This is a genomic window from Saccharibacillus brassicae, from assembly GCF_006542275.1.
Lineage (GTDB): Bacteria > Bacillota > Bacilli > Paenibacillales > Paenibacillaceae > Saccharibacillus > Saccharibacillus brassicae.
Genome location: NZ_CP041217.1, coordinates 5,175,413 through 5,189,237 on the forward strand (window position 1 = coordinate 5,175,413; position 13,825 = coordinate 5,189,237).

General features: G+C 58.9%; 13 protein-coding genes. 11 read left to right on the forward strand and 2 right to left on the reverse strand.

Features of this window, described 5'->3' with window-relative positions:
- Positions 1 to 25 precede the first annotated feature (25 nt).
- The 9 genes from FFV09_RS21625 (at position 26) to FFV09_RS21665 (ending at position 9,231) form a co-directional block, all read left to right on the forward strand.
- Complete coding sequence (locus tag FFV09_RS21625; protein ID WP_141449769.1) at positions 26 to 712, forward strand: response regulator transcription factor; 687 nt, start codon at positions 26 to 28, stop codon at positions 710 to 712.
- A gap of 6 nt (positions 713 to 718) precedes the next feature.
- Positions 719 to 2,113 (forward strand): HAMP domain-containing sensor histidine kinase, encoded by a 1,395-nt coding sequence (locus tag FFV09_RS21630; RefSeq protein WP_141449770.1) that lies wholly within the window; start codon positions 719 to 721, stop codon positions 2,111 to 2,113.
- Positions 2,110 to 2,520, forward strand: coding sequence for a flagellar basal body rod protein FlgB (gene flgB / locus FFV09_RS21635; protein ID WP_141449771.1), 411 nt, complete (start codon positions 2,110 to 2,112; stop codon positions 2,518 to 2,520). Before FFV09_RS21630 ends, flgB begins: the two co-directional genes overlap by 4 nt.
- 284 nt (positions 2,521 to 2,804) lie before the next feature.
- Entirely contained in the window at positions 2,805 to 3,005 is a 201-nt protein-coding gene (locus tag FFV09_RS21640; RefSeq protein ID WP_141449772.1) for a cold-shock protein, read from the forward strand.
- 168 nt (positions 3,006 to 3,173) lie between these two features.
- Positions 3,174 to 4,349, forward strand: coding sequence for a GntR family transcriptional regulator (locus FFV09_RS21645; protein ID WP_170315111.1), 1,176 nt, complete (start codon positions 3,174 to 3,176; stop codon positions 4,347 to 4,349).
- A gap of 181 nt (positions 4,350 to 4,530) precedes the next feature.
- Complete coding sequence (locus FFV09_RS21650) at positions 4,531 to 5,841, forward strand: glycoside hydrolase family 125 protein (RefSeq protein WP_141449774.1); 1,311 nt, start codon at positions 4,531 to 4,533, stop codon at positions 5,839 to 5,841.
- A gap of 34 nt (positions 5,842 to 5,875) precedes the next feature.
- A complete protein-coding gene (locus FFV09_RS21655; RefSeq protein WP_141449775.1) occupies positions 5,876 to 7,255 on the forward strand; it encodes an extracellular solute-binding protein in 1,380 nt (459 codons plus the stop codon).
- A gap of 177 nt (positions 7,256 to 7,432) precedes the next feature.
- Complete coding sequence (locus FFV09_RS21660) at positions 7,433 to 8,341, forward strand: carbohydrate ABC transporter permease (RefSeq protein WP_141449776.1); 909 nt, start codon at positions 7,433 to 7,435, stop codon at positions 8,339 to 8,341.
- A gap of 17 nt (positions 8,342 to 8,358) precedes the next feature.
- Positions 8,359 to 9,231: a carbohydrate ABC transporter permease gene (locus FFV09_RS21665; protein WP_141449777.1), complete on the forward strand. Its 873-nt coding sequence runs from the start codon at positions 8,359 to 8,361 to the stop codon at positions 9,229 to 9,231.
- Positions 9,232 to 9,262: 31 nt separating this feature from the next.
- On the opposite strand, the gene FFV09_RS21670 is transcribed toward FFV09_RS21665, so the two are convergent.
- On the reverse strand, positions 9,263 to 10,177 hold the full coding sequence (locus tag FFV09_RS21670; RefSeq protein WP_246098407.1) for an AraC family transcriptional regulator: 915 nt from the start codon (positions 10,175 to 10,177) through the stop codon (positions 9,263 to 9,265).
- A 239-nt stretch (positions 10,178 to 10,416) separates the two neighbouring features.
- Between FFV09_RS21670 and FFV09_RS21675 the strand changes: the two genes are divergently transcribed.
- Positions 10,417 to 11,397, forward strand: coding sequence for an aldo/keto reductase (locus FFV09_RS21675; RefSeq protein WP_141449778.1), 981 nt, complete (start codon positions 10,417 to 10,419; stop codon positions 11,395 to 11,397).
- Positions 11,398 to 11,484: 87 nt separating this feature from the next.
- Here FFV09_RS21675 and FFV09_RS21680 read toward each other — a convergent pair whose 3' ends face one another.
- A complete protein-coding gene (locus tag FFV09_RS21680; RefSeq protein WP_141449779.1) occupies positions 11,485 to 12,393 on the reverse strand; it encodes a LysR family transcriptional regulator in 909 nt (302 codons plus the stop codon).
- A gap of 138 nt (positions 12,394 to 12,531) precedes the next feature.
- On the opposite strand from FFV09_RS21680, the gene FFV09_RS21685 reads away from it, so the two are divergent.
- Positions 12,532 to 13,737, forward strand: a complete 1,206-nt coding sequence (locus tag FFV09_RS21685) for an MFS transporter (RefSeq protein ID WP_141449780.1) — start codon at positions 12,532 to 12,534, stop codon at positions 13,735 to 13,737.
- The last annotated feature ends 88 nt before the right edge of the window (positions 13,738 to 13,825 follow it).

Sequence of the window (13,825 nt, forward strand, 5' to 3'; positions counted from 1 at the left end):
TAGACTGGGATGGAGGAGGACGCACATGCGCATTTTGGTCATAGAAGACGAAGAAGCCCTGTCCGATTTCGTCGTGCTGGAGCTTAGGCATGAAGGGTACGAAGCCGTGCCTGTGTACGAAGGGCGGGAAGGGCTGGAAACGGCGCTAAACGGAGAGTGGGATCTGGTGCTGCTCGACCTGATGCTGCCGGGTCTGAGCGGAATCGAAGTGTGCAGACGCCTCAAAGCGGCCAAAGACACGCCGGTGATCATGATCACGGCCCGGGGCGGCGTCATGGACCGGGTGACGGGACTCGATACGGGCGCCGACGATTACATGCCCAAGCCGTTCGCGATCGAGGAACTGCTGGCCCGGATCCGGGTCATTCGCAGGCGGCAGGAGAAAGCGGGCGCTTCCGCCCCGATGACGCTGACGTTCAAAGACGTGGAACTGAATATCGAGTCGCGCATGGCCAGGCAGGGCGACCGCTGGATCGAGTTGACCAAAAAAGAATACGAGCTGCTGTTTACGTTCATGAAAAACGTCGGCCGGGTGCTGCCGCGCGACCTGCTGGTGGAGCGGATCTGGGGACACGACGTCGGCATCGAGACGAATATCGTCGACGTGTATGTCCGGCACGTACGCAACAAGCTGGATACCGGCGGCGATATCGAGACGTATATCCGGACCGTCCGGGGAATCGGCTATGTCATGCGGCACGAGAACGAGTAGGGCGCCGTGCGGACCAAGTTGAAACTCAAATGGAAACTTACGCTGTGGGGCGCTTTTCACCTGATTCTGCTGTTCCTGTTCTATAACCTGATCCAGTTCTCCGTGCTGCAGAGCTGGGTACACAACCATGAGAAAGACATTATTCGCAAAAACATGGAAGAAGTCGCCGCGTACCTCGAAATGATCGAGCCGGGCGGGAAGCTTGCGGACAGCCGGGATTTTCTCGCGGTCCTGAACGAGCGCTACCAGATGATCCGCATCGTGGACGAATCCGGCACGCCGGTCGTGTCCGTCTCGGATCAGATGCCCGCAAACGGAGTGCCTGCGGTGTATGGCACTTCGGAAACCCTGGAGAGCGTAGCGACCGAAGGGAATACGCTGCTGCTCTACCGCAAGCCGATCCGATTCGGATCCGCGGCGCTGTCGGTCGAGATCGTGCGCAACCCGGAAAATTTCGAGAGCCTGCTGCACCTGATCGCGAGCCTGCTCGTCGTGACCGCTTTTGTCTCGATCGCGCTCAGCCTCGTCGGCGGCCGCCTGTTGTCCTATCAACTGCTCAGCCCGATCAACGAGATGATCCGTACAATGAAGGGTATTCGGGAAAAAGGACTCAAAGAACGCGTGCAGATCGGCGATCCGCGCGACGAATTGACGGAATTGTCGACGATGTTCAACGAACTGATGGACAATCTGTCCCAGTCGTTCGACCAGCAGCAGCGGTTCATCGAAGACGCTTCGCACGAATTGAAGACGCCGCTGTCGATCATCCACGGCCATCTGTCGCTGATCAAGCGGTGGGGCAAAGACGATCCCGCCGTGCTGGAGCGTTCGATCCAGCTCAGCTTGAACGAGACGAACCGGATGATCCAGATGGTATCGGAACTGCTTGTGTTGACCCGGATCGACGAAGACGCTTCGGCGCTCGGCAGCGGGCCGGAACAGATCCGGGTCAAGCCGGCGATCGAAGAGATCGTCGAGAATTTCCAGACCGTGCATCGATCATTCGAGATTCGCGCGCGGCTTAAACTGGCCGAAGAAGCCTCGCTGCCGATCCGCAAAAGCCATCTGCAGCAAATCCTGATCATCGTGCTCGATAACGCGATCAAGTATGCCGGAGACGTCAAACGGATCGAAGTGACGGCGGCGATCGAAGACGGGCAGCTGTACCTTGCGGTCAAAGACTACGGCACCGGCATTCCCGCAGACGAGCTGCCGCTGGTGACGAACCGGTTCTACCGGGTCGACAAATCGCGCAGCCGCAAGCAGGGCGGGAACGGACTGGGGCTCGCGATCGCCAGGCGGCTGCTGGATCTGTACGGCGGAGAGCTCAAGCTCGGCAGTCTATACGGGGAATGGACGGAAGTCGTGATCCGGATTCCCGCGAGAGGAGAACAGACATGATCCAATCAAGCAATTCCAAGCTGCACCAGTCGCTGCTTCAGGCCCTGAACGCGCGGCACGAAGTTACGGTCAACAATATCGCCAACGCCGACACGCCGCATTACAAAAGAAAGACGGTGCAGTTCGAAGACGCGCTTCGGCGCGCGGTCGAAGGCGAGCAGGGCAAAGAACTGGATCTCAAGCGCACGCATGCTCGGCATATCACGCTTCGGGCTCCCGGCGAGGCGCTCGTGCCTTACCGGGTCGTCCAGGACGCGAACGCCAAGATGAACAATAACAACAACAGCGTCGACATCGACAAGGAAATGGCGACGCTGTCGGAGAACCAACTGATGTACAATTACGTCTCCGACCGGGTCAGCGGGCATTACAAGAAGTACAAAGAGCTGCTTCAGAACCTGAAGTAAACCCGCATTAACCTTCGGAATCGACAGTGAAAAAGAAGCGGGGCGCGAGCGGCGTTCGGCTTCTTTTTTAAAAATAAATAAAAAAACCCCGTTAAGGATTGCGTTTAAGGAAAAGATAGGTTATAGTAAGGGTATAGCAAATGCAAACGCAATCTAAACTCACTTATTTCAGAGGGTTATGGTTTGGTAGAGCAATAACCTTGTGAAATATGTGATTTTTTATTTTATCGGATTCTTTCTGAATAAACAAAGTCATGTAAATATAATATTTGGAGGTACCTCACATGCAAACAGGTACAGTAAAATGGTTCAACGCGGATAAAGGATTTGGCTTCATCGAAATCGAAGGCGGCAACGACGTATTCGTTCACTTCTCCGCAATCCAAGACGAAGGTTTCAAAACCCTCGACGAAGGTCAACGCGTAGAATTCAACGTTGTTCAAGGCAGCCGTGGACCACAAGCGGAAAATGTTGTAAAACTGTAATTCCGTTATCAAAACACCTTTAGCTTAAGCTAAAGGTGTTTTTTTGTGTGAAAAAAATGGCTGTAAATGATATGATAGGATATGTTATATGGTTGTTCCATACAAATCCAATCTAAAGGTGATGTTATGCCAGACTTGTCTTTGTCTTTAAAACCGAGATATGAACGCATGTATATCGAACTTCGGGCACGTCTGCGGCAGGGCCTCTACAAAGTGGGCGACAAGCTGCCGTCGGAGAAAGAACTGATGAAACAGTTCGACGTCAGCCGCATCACTTCGAAAAAGGCGCTCGATATGCTGGTACAGGAAGGATATATCGTTCGCCAGCCCGGCCGGGGTTCGTTTGTCATCCGCGCGGATGAAGAGCCGACCCGACCCGACCCGGCAGGCGAGCCGCTTGATCCGCGGGAACAGGCCGCAGCCCGGCGGCGCCCGGCCAACAAGCAGATCGTAATCGGCTTGATCCTCGAAGATTTCAGCGACAGCTACGGCAAAGAGATGCTGGCCGAGATGGAGCGGACCGCCCAGCGGCTGAACGTCTATCTGATGATCCGCCTGTCGTTTTCGCAGCCGACGATCGAAGAAAACGCGATTCGCAGCCTGCGCGAATACGGAGTGGACGGACTGATTATCTATCCGACGCGCGGGCAAAGCTTCAGCTCGGAAATTTTGCGGCTGGTGATCGACCGCTTCCCTCACGTGCTCGTCGACCGCTATTTCAAAGGGACGGAATCGGCTTCGATCAGCACGGACAACATAGAGGCGGCGCGGACCGGCATGAACCATCTGCTGGATCTGGGACATCGCCATATCGGGCTGCTCGCTTCCAAAGTGACGGACAACGTGGCGATCGAAGAGCGGATCGAAGGATTCGTGCGGGCGCATGCCGAGCGCGGCGTCGTGCTGGATCGCAGCTACTGGCTGACCGATCTCGCCTGGAACGCGGAGACGGAAGCGGAAGAACTGCAGCACGTTCGCGGCAACGTGGAGCTGATCCGGCGCATGGTGGAGCAGCATCCGCAGATGACGGCTATTTTCGCGATGCAGTACGAACTTGCGCTGTTCGCCAAAGAAGCGCTGGATCATGCGGGTATCCGGATTCCGGAACAAATCTCGCTGATTTGTTTCGACAGCCCGCAGGCAAGCGCAGCTTTGTATCCGTTTACACATCTGCAGCAGGATCAGCATTCGCTCGGCCGCCTCGCCGTGGAAAACGTTCTGAAACTGATCGCCGGCGACACGCTGCCCGGCCGTATCTCGCTGACGGCCGAACTGATCGACGGTCTGTCCACCGCGCCGGCTCCGAACGTCGGATCGAACGCGGGAGGCAATCGGAACACTTGACCCCTGATTCAATGAACGACAGCTTGAACTTCACCTCCAAAAAGCCGAACGGGATCTAGATCCTGTCCGGCTTTTTCTGCCGTTGTTCAATTAAATATTATATTATAATGTATTGACATACTATTTAGAGCGGACTATGATAATCGCATAAATGTAAGCGCTCTATATAAGGAGGGTTGTCATGAGTGAGCAGAAGAACAAAATTATTCCTCTGTCGGTGGAAAGACTTATCGCGGACGTGACCGAAAAGTTGGGAACGCGCACGAAGTTGGCTTGCATGTTCGGGAACTGTATCCGCAACACGCTGACGACGACGCTTCGCCCGCAGCAGGACGGGACCGTATTCGTCATTACCGGCGATATTCCGGCCATGTGGCTGCGGGATTCGGCGGCGCAGGTGAGGCCGTACCTGCTGCTGGCGAACGAAGACGAAGCGATCAGCGATCTCGTGAAAGGGGTGGTGCAGCGGCAGATTCGCTGCATTTTGCATGATCCGTATGCCAATGCGTTTAACGAGAGCGCGAACGGCAGCGGACACCAGGACGATCGGACGGAGATGACGCCGTGGATCTGGGAACGCAAATACGAGATCGACTCGCTCTGTTATCCGCTGCAGCTCGCGTATCTGCTCTGGCAAAAGACGGGACGTACGGACCATTTCGACGACGAATTCCGCCTGGCCTGCCTGACGATTCTGGACGTGTGGCGGACCGAACAGCACCACGAAGCAGAGTCCGGCTATCGCTTCGAACGGCTGCACGGTCCGGCTTCCGATACGCTGCCGCATGCGGGCAGGGGCAATCCCGCTGCCGTGACCGGCATGACCTGGTCGGGTTTTCGCCCGAGCGACGATGCGTGCGAGTACGGGTATCTGATCCCGGCGAACCTGTTTGCCGTCGTCGTGCTCGACTGCATGCAGCGGATTGCAAGCGACGTGTACGACGACGCGGAGCTGAGCCGCTCCGCGGCCGAGCTGCAGGCGGAGATTCGCGGCGGCGTCGAGCGGCACGGCGTCGTGGACCATCCGGAATTCGGCCCGATGTACGCGTACGAGACGGACGGGAACGGGAATTACAACCTGATGGACGACGCCAACGTCCCGAGCCTGCTCTCGCTGCCTTACTTCGGTTACGGCAGGGCGGATGACGAGCTGTATGTCAACACGAGGCGCTTCGTCCTCAGCGAGCATAATCCTTATTATTACAGCGGCACCGCCGCGCAGGGGATCGGCAGCCCGCATACGCCGCCGCGCTACATCTGGCATATATCGCTGGCGATGCAGGCGCTGACTTCCACGGATCGGGAAGAGCGGGAACGATTGCTATTGCTGCTTGAGAACACCGACGCGGACACCGGATTTCTGCACGAAGGCTTTCACGCCGACGACCCTGCCCAATATACCCGCGAATGGTTCTCGTGGGCGAACGCGCTGTTCAGCGAACTGGTCTTGACCTATTGCGGCTACGACGTGCCCGGGATGCAAATGAAATAACCGATTGGCCAACCAATTAGGCAAAGGGGCGATTATGATGAAAAAGCAAACGTACAAATGGACGGCCGGCGTACTGCTCAGCTTGTCCGTGTTCACCGCGGCTTGTTCTTCCGGGGGTACGGAGACGACGCCGGCGAATACGGCCGACGGCGGTTCGGCGGCCGACAGCAAAGTAGTGAAAGTGGCCTACGGCAAATGGAACGATACCGACGTATGGGGCAAATGGCTTACCGGGGTCAAAAGCGAATTCGAACAGCAAAATCCGGGCGTCACGGTAGAACTTCAGCCGATCCAGGGCGCGCAGTACGCGACCAAAATCCCGCTGTTGATGTCCGATGCGAAGACGGCCCCGGAAGTGCTGGCCGAAGACTCGTTCATGATCAACGCCGATAGCGCGGCCGGGTATCTGGAACCGCTCGCGGTCGACGAGTGGAGCGATTGGGGCCAATTCAACGAAGGAATCAAAGCGGCCGTTCAAGGCAAAGACGACAAAAGTTACGGCGTGCCGTTCTCGACCGACGTCCGCGGCTTGTACTACAACAAAGCGCTGTTCGAAAAAGCCGGCCTGCCCGTCCCGTGGGAACCGAAAAACTGGCAGGATATTCTGACCGCCGCGCAGGCGCTCAAAGATACGCAGCCCGACATCATCCCGTTCTGGATGAACTCCGGCAAAGCCGGACAGGAAGCGACGACGATGCAGACGTTCGAGATGCTGCTGTACGGCACGCAGGATACGCTGTTCGAAGACGGCAAATGGGTCACGCAGAGCCCCGGCGTCATGAGCGCCCTGCAATTTATCGACGACATTTACAGCAAGGGCCTCGGTCCGCAGCTGTCGCAGGTCATGACCGCGCAGGCCGGGCAGGTGCTGGAGACCGACCTGATGCCAAACCAGAAAGTGGGCATCGTGCTGAACGGCAGCTGGCTGCCGGCTACATGGGCTTCGACCGGCAGCAAGCCTTGGCCGGAAGCGCTGGACGTGTACGATTTCGTCAAAATGCCGACCGAAACCGGCCAAGCGCCCGGTTATACGTCGATGTCCGGCGGCTGGACGCTTGCGGTCGGAGCCAACTCCGCCGAGAAAGACCTCGGCTGGAAATTTATCCAGATGGCGGTCAACGAAAAGCATAACAAGACCTATGCCATGCTCGATAGCGCGCTGACGCCGCGCACCGACGTAGCCGCGGATACCGAATACGTCAATCAGCCCGGCACGCTGTATGCCAAAGCGGCCGACGTGATCGAGTATACCCACGTTCGCCCGAGCAACTCCGATTATCCGCTCGTCTCGACCGCAATTCAGGAAACGGTCGAAAAAGTCGTGACCGGCGGAGCCGATCCGCAGGATGCGATGACCCAATTCACGCAGAGCGTGCAGCGAAGCGTCGGGGCCGACAAAGTCATGACGAAGTAAGCACTCCCCGCCGATCCGGACAGGCGGCCGGTCGCCGGGCAAGCGGGCAGACGGGCCGCCTGTCCGGTGTACGGCCGGAAGAGGCGCAACATACAGGCCGTGAGCGGCCCCCGCAGGCGGACGCAAGACGGTCCGCGGCGGAGGCGGTCACGCCAGCTACCGAGGAGGAGACCGCAGATGGAGACCGGACAAGCGCACAATTCCGGGATGAAGCGCCGCCGCAATGCCGAACAATGGCGCGCATTCGTTTTTTTGTCGCCAAGCTTTGTTTTGCTGCTCGCTTTCTTTTTCGTTCCGACCCTGCTGACGTTTTATTTTGCTTTTACGAACATGGCGCTGACCGGAGCCGCGGCGGTGGACACGCAGTTTATCGGCTTTGAAAATTTCAAAAACATGTTTCAGGATGACAGCTTCCGCACTTCGGTCTGGAATACGCTCATCTTCTTGATCTTCTCGGCGGTGATCGGCCAGCAGGTGATGGGCTTTATCATCGCGGTGCTGATGAACGGGCGCAGCCGGACGTTTCGCAGCGTGATCGGCTCGATCGTGATCGCGGGCTGGGTCGCGCCGGAAGTCGTGTGCGCGTTCGTCTGGTTCGCTTTTCTGAACGACACGGGCACGGTGAACGCTTTCTTGCAGTCGGCCGATATCAAACCGATCGCCTGGCTGTACACCTTCCCGATGGTCTCGGTCATCATCGCCAACATCTGGCACGGGACCGCTTTTTCGATGATGGTATTCCAGGCCGCGCTCGGCGACGTGCCGCGCGAGGTGGAAGAGTCGGCCATGATCGACGGCGCGAACGCCTGGCAGCGGCTGACCCGCATCACGCTTCCGATGATCATAAGCTCCGTCACGACCAACATGGTGTTGGTCACGCTGCAAACGCTCGGTTCGTTCACGCTGATCTATGCGCTGACCGGCGGCGGGCCGGGCCTGGCGACAGAGACGCTGCCGATCTATATGTACCATCAGGCGTTCGTGAATTACCAGTTGGGCTACGGCACGGCGATCTCGCTGATGCTGCTTGTGATCGGCATCGTCGCAAGTTTGCTCTATATGCGGATGCTTAAAGTGAAGTTGTAGAAAAGGAGGACAACCCGATGACTACCGTCCACAAAGTTCCCCGTGTCGGAACGCGCAAGCGCAAGCCGAACCGGTACGCGGTCGCGCGCGTGCTGCCTTACCTCATCTTGAGCGTGATCGGCCTGCTGTTCCTGCTGCCGCTGTTATGGCTCATTTTCGCGTCGTTCGACAAGGAAGCGAGCCTCGCGCTCAAGTTCCCGGTTCAGTTCACGCTCGACAACTACCGGGACACGCTCTCCAGCTCCGAGAACCGGCTGTCGTTCGCCAACGGCCTGCTGCTCGCGCTCGGGCAGGCGCTGCTCGTGGTAATCGTGGCGGGGCTGGCGTCCTATCCGCTGTCGCGCTACCAGATGCGGTACAAACGTCCGTTCATGTACGTGATTTTGTTCGCCACGGGACTGCCGCTTACCGCGGTCATGGTGCCGGTGTACCAATTCTTCCTCTTTTTCGGAATGCAGGACTCGCTGTTTTTCACCATTTTATTCCTGACCGCTTCGGCGCTGCCGTATTCGATCTGGATGATGAAAAACTTTATGGATTCCGTGCCGCTGGAACTGGAAGAAGCGGCCTGGGTCGACGGGGCATCGGTCTGGACGACGCTGCGCCTGATCGTCGTGCCGCTGATGCTGCCAGGCATTTTCACGGTCGGAATCTTCGCTTTTTCGGGAAGCTGGGGCAATTTTCTCGTCCCGTTCATTTTGCTGCAAAGTGCGGATAAACTGCCGGCGGCCGTTACGATCTATCAGTATTTCGGGCAAAACGGCATGGTGCAGTACGGCATGCTGGCTTCGTTCTCGGTACTGTACACGATTCCGGCCGTCGCGCTGTACGTGATCGGCCAGCGTTATATGTCGCAGGGCTTCAGCTTCGGCGGCGCAACCAAAGGGTGAGCCCGGGAGCAAGCCGCGCCCAACTGTCCCGCTAACCTTCCCGCATCCGCCGGATGTCCGCGCGGGGCGACAAGCCGAACAGCCGCGAATATTCGCGGCTGAACTGCGACTGGCTCTCGTAACCGACCCGAAGCGCGATCTCCGCCACGTCCGCCGATTCCGAGAGCAGCAGGCGCCGGGCTTCCTGCAGCCGCAGCTGCTTCTGGAATTGGATCGGGCTCATGGCCGTCACTTCCTTGAACTGCCGATGCAGCGAAGACACGCTCATATGGGCAAGTTCCGCCAATTCTTGAATCCGAAACGGATCGGCGTAACGGACGAGGATATGGTCGATCACCTGCCGGACCCGCTTGGCGCTGCCGGCTTCCAGCGCCAGCTGCCGCAGCGCTTCGCCGCTCGGACCGTGCAGCACCCAGTACAGCGCTTCTTTTTTGTACAGCGGGGCGAGCGTCGGGATATGTTGAGGTCGGTCCAGCAGCGAGGCGAGGCGAAGCATGGCGTCCGCAAGCATCGGCTCGCTCTGGCCGACGAACAAGGCGCGCTTGGCCTGGGAGCGGCGGGGCGGGCGCAGATCGCGCTCCGTCAGCAGGTCGAGCACTTCGCCCGGCGAAAATTCGAATTTGATCGCCAGATAAGGGACGTCGGCCGCCGCTTCGGTCACCTGGCCGGTCAGCGGCAGTTCCATCGACGTGACGATATAATCGCCGGTCCCGTAGCGGAAACGTTCTTCGCCGAGCAGCACTTCTTTTTGCCCTTGCACGATCAGGCAAAACGAACTTTCGCTTACCCGCGCGATCGGCTCCGTGACAGCCGATTCGCGGATCAGGAACAGCCGCGCAATCGCGGTGTCATGTACGCCGTCCTGCAAGGCATGGCGCTGAATCAGCCGGCTCAAAGCGTGCACCGCTCCGGCTGTGTGCGTCAAAAGGGTCGTCATGCTCGTCATGCGGCTTCCTCCTTTTTCTAAAAAAATTCGTCTGTGCGCTTCAACCTCTTCCGGGTTCTGTCCGATCTGTCCGATGCTTCCACTGTAACCGATGTTCGCCGCTTGAGAAAGAGCGCCGAGAGGATTGGGCAAAAACTCGCGCGAAATGGACGTCGAAACGAAGGGCGATCTATGGCATAATCGGAAGCAATCGGAAGCCGGATCGGTTGCAGCGGCTCGATAGAAGGAGGACAACAGCAATGGAATATGTCAAGCTTGGACGCACGGGATTGGACGTCTCCAGATTCTGCCTCGGCTGCATGGGCTTCGGCGACGCGAAGAAATGGGTGCATCCGTGGGTGCTGAACGAAGCGGACAGCCGGCCGGTCATCCGCCAAGCGCTGGAGCTCGGTATCAACTTTTTCGATACGGCCAACGTGTATTCGCTGGGCGCCAGCGAGGAAATTCTCGGCCGGGCGATCCGCGACTACGCCAACCGCGACGAAGTGGTGCTCGCCACCAAGCTGCACGGGCGCATGCACGAAGGACCGAACGGCGCGGGCTTGTCCCGCAAAGCGATCCTGAGCGAAATCGACAAAAGCCTGGCCCGGCTCGGGACGGATTACGTCGATTTGTATATCATTCACCGCTGGGACCCGCATACGCCGATCGAAGAGACGATGGAGGCGCTGCACGACGTGATCAAGTCCGGCAAAGCCCGCTATATCGGCGCTTCCGCCATGTACGCGTGGCAGTTCCAGAAAGCGCTGCATACGGCGGACAAGCACGGGTGGACGAAATTCGTCTCGATGCAGAACCATTTGAACCTGATCTACCGCGAGGAAGAACGGGAAATGCTGCCGCTGTGCCGGGAAAAAGGGATCGGCGTGACGCCATACAGTCCGCTCGCTTCCGGAAGATTGACGCGCAGCGCGGCCGAGACCACGCACCGCTCGGAGACCGACCGGGTACAGAAGGCCAAATACGACGCGACCGCAGACGGCGACCGTCTGATCGTCGACCGGGTCGCGGCGCTTGCCGCCGAACGCGGCGTCCCGCGCAGCCATATCGCCTTGGCGTGGCTGCTGCAAAAAGAGCCGGTCGCGGCCCCGATCGTCGGCGCGACGAAGATCGCCCATCTCGAAGATGCGCTCGGCGCGCTGAACGTGCAGCTGACGGCTCGGGAAGTCGCTTTTCTGGAAGAACCGTATGTGCCGCACGGGATCGTGGGACACGAATAAGCGTCCGCCGGAACCTCTGGACAGATCTCGGTTCGAGGCATCGCGCGGCCGCCCCGGATCAGGCGCCGCGATCTCGCGGCTGCCGCTTCAATCCGCCGGATCATCTCCGGAGAGAGTCCGGCGCAGCGTTTCGAGGAAAAGTTCGGCCGCGGCGGAGAACGTCTGGTGCTTGCGCCAGACAAGGTTCAAGCCGGATTCCAGCGGCGGGGCCAGCGGACGGAAACAAAGAGGGCTTTCGCGCGACGTGTTCACGATCCGGTCGAGCGCAAGCGCGCAGCCGATTCCTTCTTCGACCAGGATCGCGGCATTGTAAGCCAGATTGTACGTCGTCACGACGTTCAGCTTGTCGAAGTCTGCGCCGAACCACGCCGTAAAGCGATTCTCGGAAAACGTCTGCTTCATCGCCTGCCGGGAACAAATGAGGGGAACGTTCATCAGGTCCGACCGATGAACGTTCTTTTTTGCGGCCAACGGGTTGTCTTTGCGCATGACGACGCCCCACGTATCGGTATCCGGCAGAGGGAGGTAGTGGTATTTGGCTACGTCGGCCGGCTGGATCAGCACCCCGAAATCGAGCAGCCCCTGGTCAAGCCGCTCGGTCACGTCGTCTTCGTTGCCGCTGTACAGATGATACCGGATATTCGGATGGTCGGTCCGCAGTCGGCCTACAGCGCGCGCGATCCGCTTCATCGCCTGCGTCTCGCCGCCGCCGATATGCACGTCTCCGCCGATCTTCTCTTCCATCGAGCCGAATTCCGCTTCCAGCCGGTCGGCCAGTTCGACGATCTCTTCCGCCCTGCGGCGCAGCAGACGGCCTTCGTCCGTAAGGCTCAGGCGGCGGCTGCCGCGCGTGAACAGCGGTTTGCCCAACTGCCGCTCCAGGTCTTTGAGCTGCCTTGACAGCGTAGGCTGCGTGAGATGCAGCCGTTCGGCCGCTCCCGTCAGGCTGCCTTCGCGGGCGACCGCCAAAAAGTAACGCAGTACGCGGATTTCCATCTGTGACCCTCCTTCACGGGTGTTTGTCTTTATTTATATTATGCCTGATAGGCATAGTTTACTATTTGGTATGAGTATTGGCTATATCCGTGCCGCTCGTTAAACTAAAAGTATTCGACAAACAGGAGGAATACGCTTATGCCACCGCATCGACAAGACGCCTCAAAGCGCACGCCGCCGCTCGTCCCTATTCTCATGCTCGGCGTGTTCGGCCTCCTCAATACGGAGATGGGCGTGATCGGCATCCTGCCGATGATCGCGGAGCGGTACGGCGTCAGCATCTCGGCCGCCGGCTGGGTCGTCAGCTCGTTCGCGCTGGCCGTGGCCGTATCCGGCCCGATTCTGCCGCTGCTGCTCTCGCGGATCAATCGCAAACACCTGATGCTGTTCGTGCTCGGGCTGTTTGTCGCCGGCAATCTGGTCTCGGCGTTCACTTCGAACTTTGCGGTCCTGCTGATTGCCCGGATCGTGCCTGCTTTGTTCCACCCGGTCTACTGCTCGATGGCGTTCAGCGTCGCCGCGGAATCGGTGCCCCGGGAAGAATCGTCCCGGGCAGTCGCCAAAGTGTTCGTCGGCGTATCCGCGGGCATGGTGCTCGGCGTACCGCTCTCCAGCCTGATCGCGAACGCGGCTTCGCTGACGTACGCGATGCTGTTCTTCGCCGCCGTGACGGCGGTCGCTTTCGCCGCGACGCTGCGGTTCGTGCCGTCCATGCCGGCATCCGGCCGCCTCTCCGGCGCCGCGCAGCTGCATGTCTTGAAGCGAAGCGTCATATGGCTGTCGCTGGCCGCGGTGATCGGCATCAACGGCGCGCTGTTTGGCCTGTACAGCTATCTGGCCGAATATTTGGAACTCGTGACGCGGTACGATTGGCGGACGATCAGCGTCATGCTGTTCGTGTACGGCTTGTCCAATATCGCCGGCAACCTGCTGGCGGGTCGTCTGTTAACCGGCAATCCGCGGCGACTGAGCCGGATTTATCCGTTTGCGCTGGGCGGCGTCTATACTTTGATGCTGCTGTTCGGGCAATCTGGCGTCGTGATGGCGGTCTTGCTCGTGCTGTGGGGCATGCTCGGCGGACTCGGCGGCAATCTGATGCAGCATTGGATCGTGTCCGCGGCGCCGGAAGCGCCCGAATTCGCCAACGGACTGTTTCTCACTTCGGCCAATCTGGGCACAACGCTCGGAACGAGCGTATGCGGGCTGCTGCTGGCCGGGATGGACACGCGTTACGTCGTGCTCGGAGGTCTGCTGTTCGTCGTATTCGGCATGACGGCGAACGGGCTGCGCATGGCGCAGAACGGGCGCGGAGCGGCATTTCCTTTTTCAAAAAAGATCGGATAAGCTTGGACGGGGGCGCGTAAAGCGCTTGCCGAATCGCCGGTTTACAGACTCGTTAGAAGAAGGGGTGTTCGGAACAGGTCTCGGGAAC

What these genes read in the sequence shown, in the direction of transcription:
- flgB (WP_141449771.1), top strand. Translation starts at nt 2,110, where the DNA reads ATGATCCAATCAAGCAATTCCAAGCTGCACCAGTCGCTGCTTCAGGCC.
- FFV09_RS21675 (WP_141449778.1), top strand. Translation starts at nt 10,417, where the DNA reads ATGGAATATGTCAAGCTTGGACGCACGGGATTGGACGTCTCCAGATTC.
- FFV09_RS21660 (WP_141449776.1), top strand. Translation starts at nt 7,433, where the DNA reads ATGGAGACCGGACAAGCGCACAATTCCGGGATGAAGCGCCGCCGCAAT.
- FFV09_RS21685 (WP_141449780.1), top strand. Translation starts at nt 12,532, where the DNA reads ATGCCACCGCATCGACAAGACGCCTCAAAGCGCACGCCGCCGCTCGTC.
- FFV09_RS21640 (WP_141449772.1), top strand. Translation starts at nt 2,805, where the DNA reads ATGCAAACAGGTACAGTAAAATGGTTCAACGCGGATAAAGGATTTGGC.
- FFV09_RS21625 (WP_141449769.1), top strand. Translation starts at nt 26, where the DNA reads ATGCGCATTTTGGTCATAGAAGACGAAGAAGCCCTGTCCGATTTCGTC.
- FFV09_RS21680 (WP_141449779.1), bottom strand. Translation starts at nt 12,393, where the DNA reads ATGGAAATCCGCGTACTGCGTTACTTTTTGGCGGTCGCCCGCGAAGGC.
- FFV09_RS21670 (WP_246098407.1), bottom strand. Translation starts at nt 10,177, where the DNA reads ATGACGAGCATGACGACCCTTTTGACGCACACAGCCGGAGCGGTGCAC.
- FFV09_RS21655 (WP_141449775.1), top strand. Translation starts at nt 5,876, where the DNA reads ATGATGAAAAAGCAAACGTACAAATGGACGGCCGGCGTACTGCTCAGC.
- FFV09_RS21650 (WP_141449774.1), top strand. Translation starts at nt 4,531, where the DNA reads ATGAGTGAGCAGAAGAACAAAATTATTCCTCTGTCGGTGGAAAGACTT.
- FFV09_RS21645 (WP_170315111.1), top strand. Translation starts at nt 3,174, where the DNA reads ATGTATATCGAACTTCGGGCACGTCTGCGGCAGGGCCTCTACAAAGTG.
- FFV09_RS21665 (WP_141449777.1), top strand. Translation starts at nt 8,359, where the DNA reads ATGACTACCGTCCACAAAGTTCCCCGTGTCGGAACGCGCAAGCGCAAG.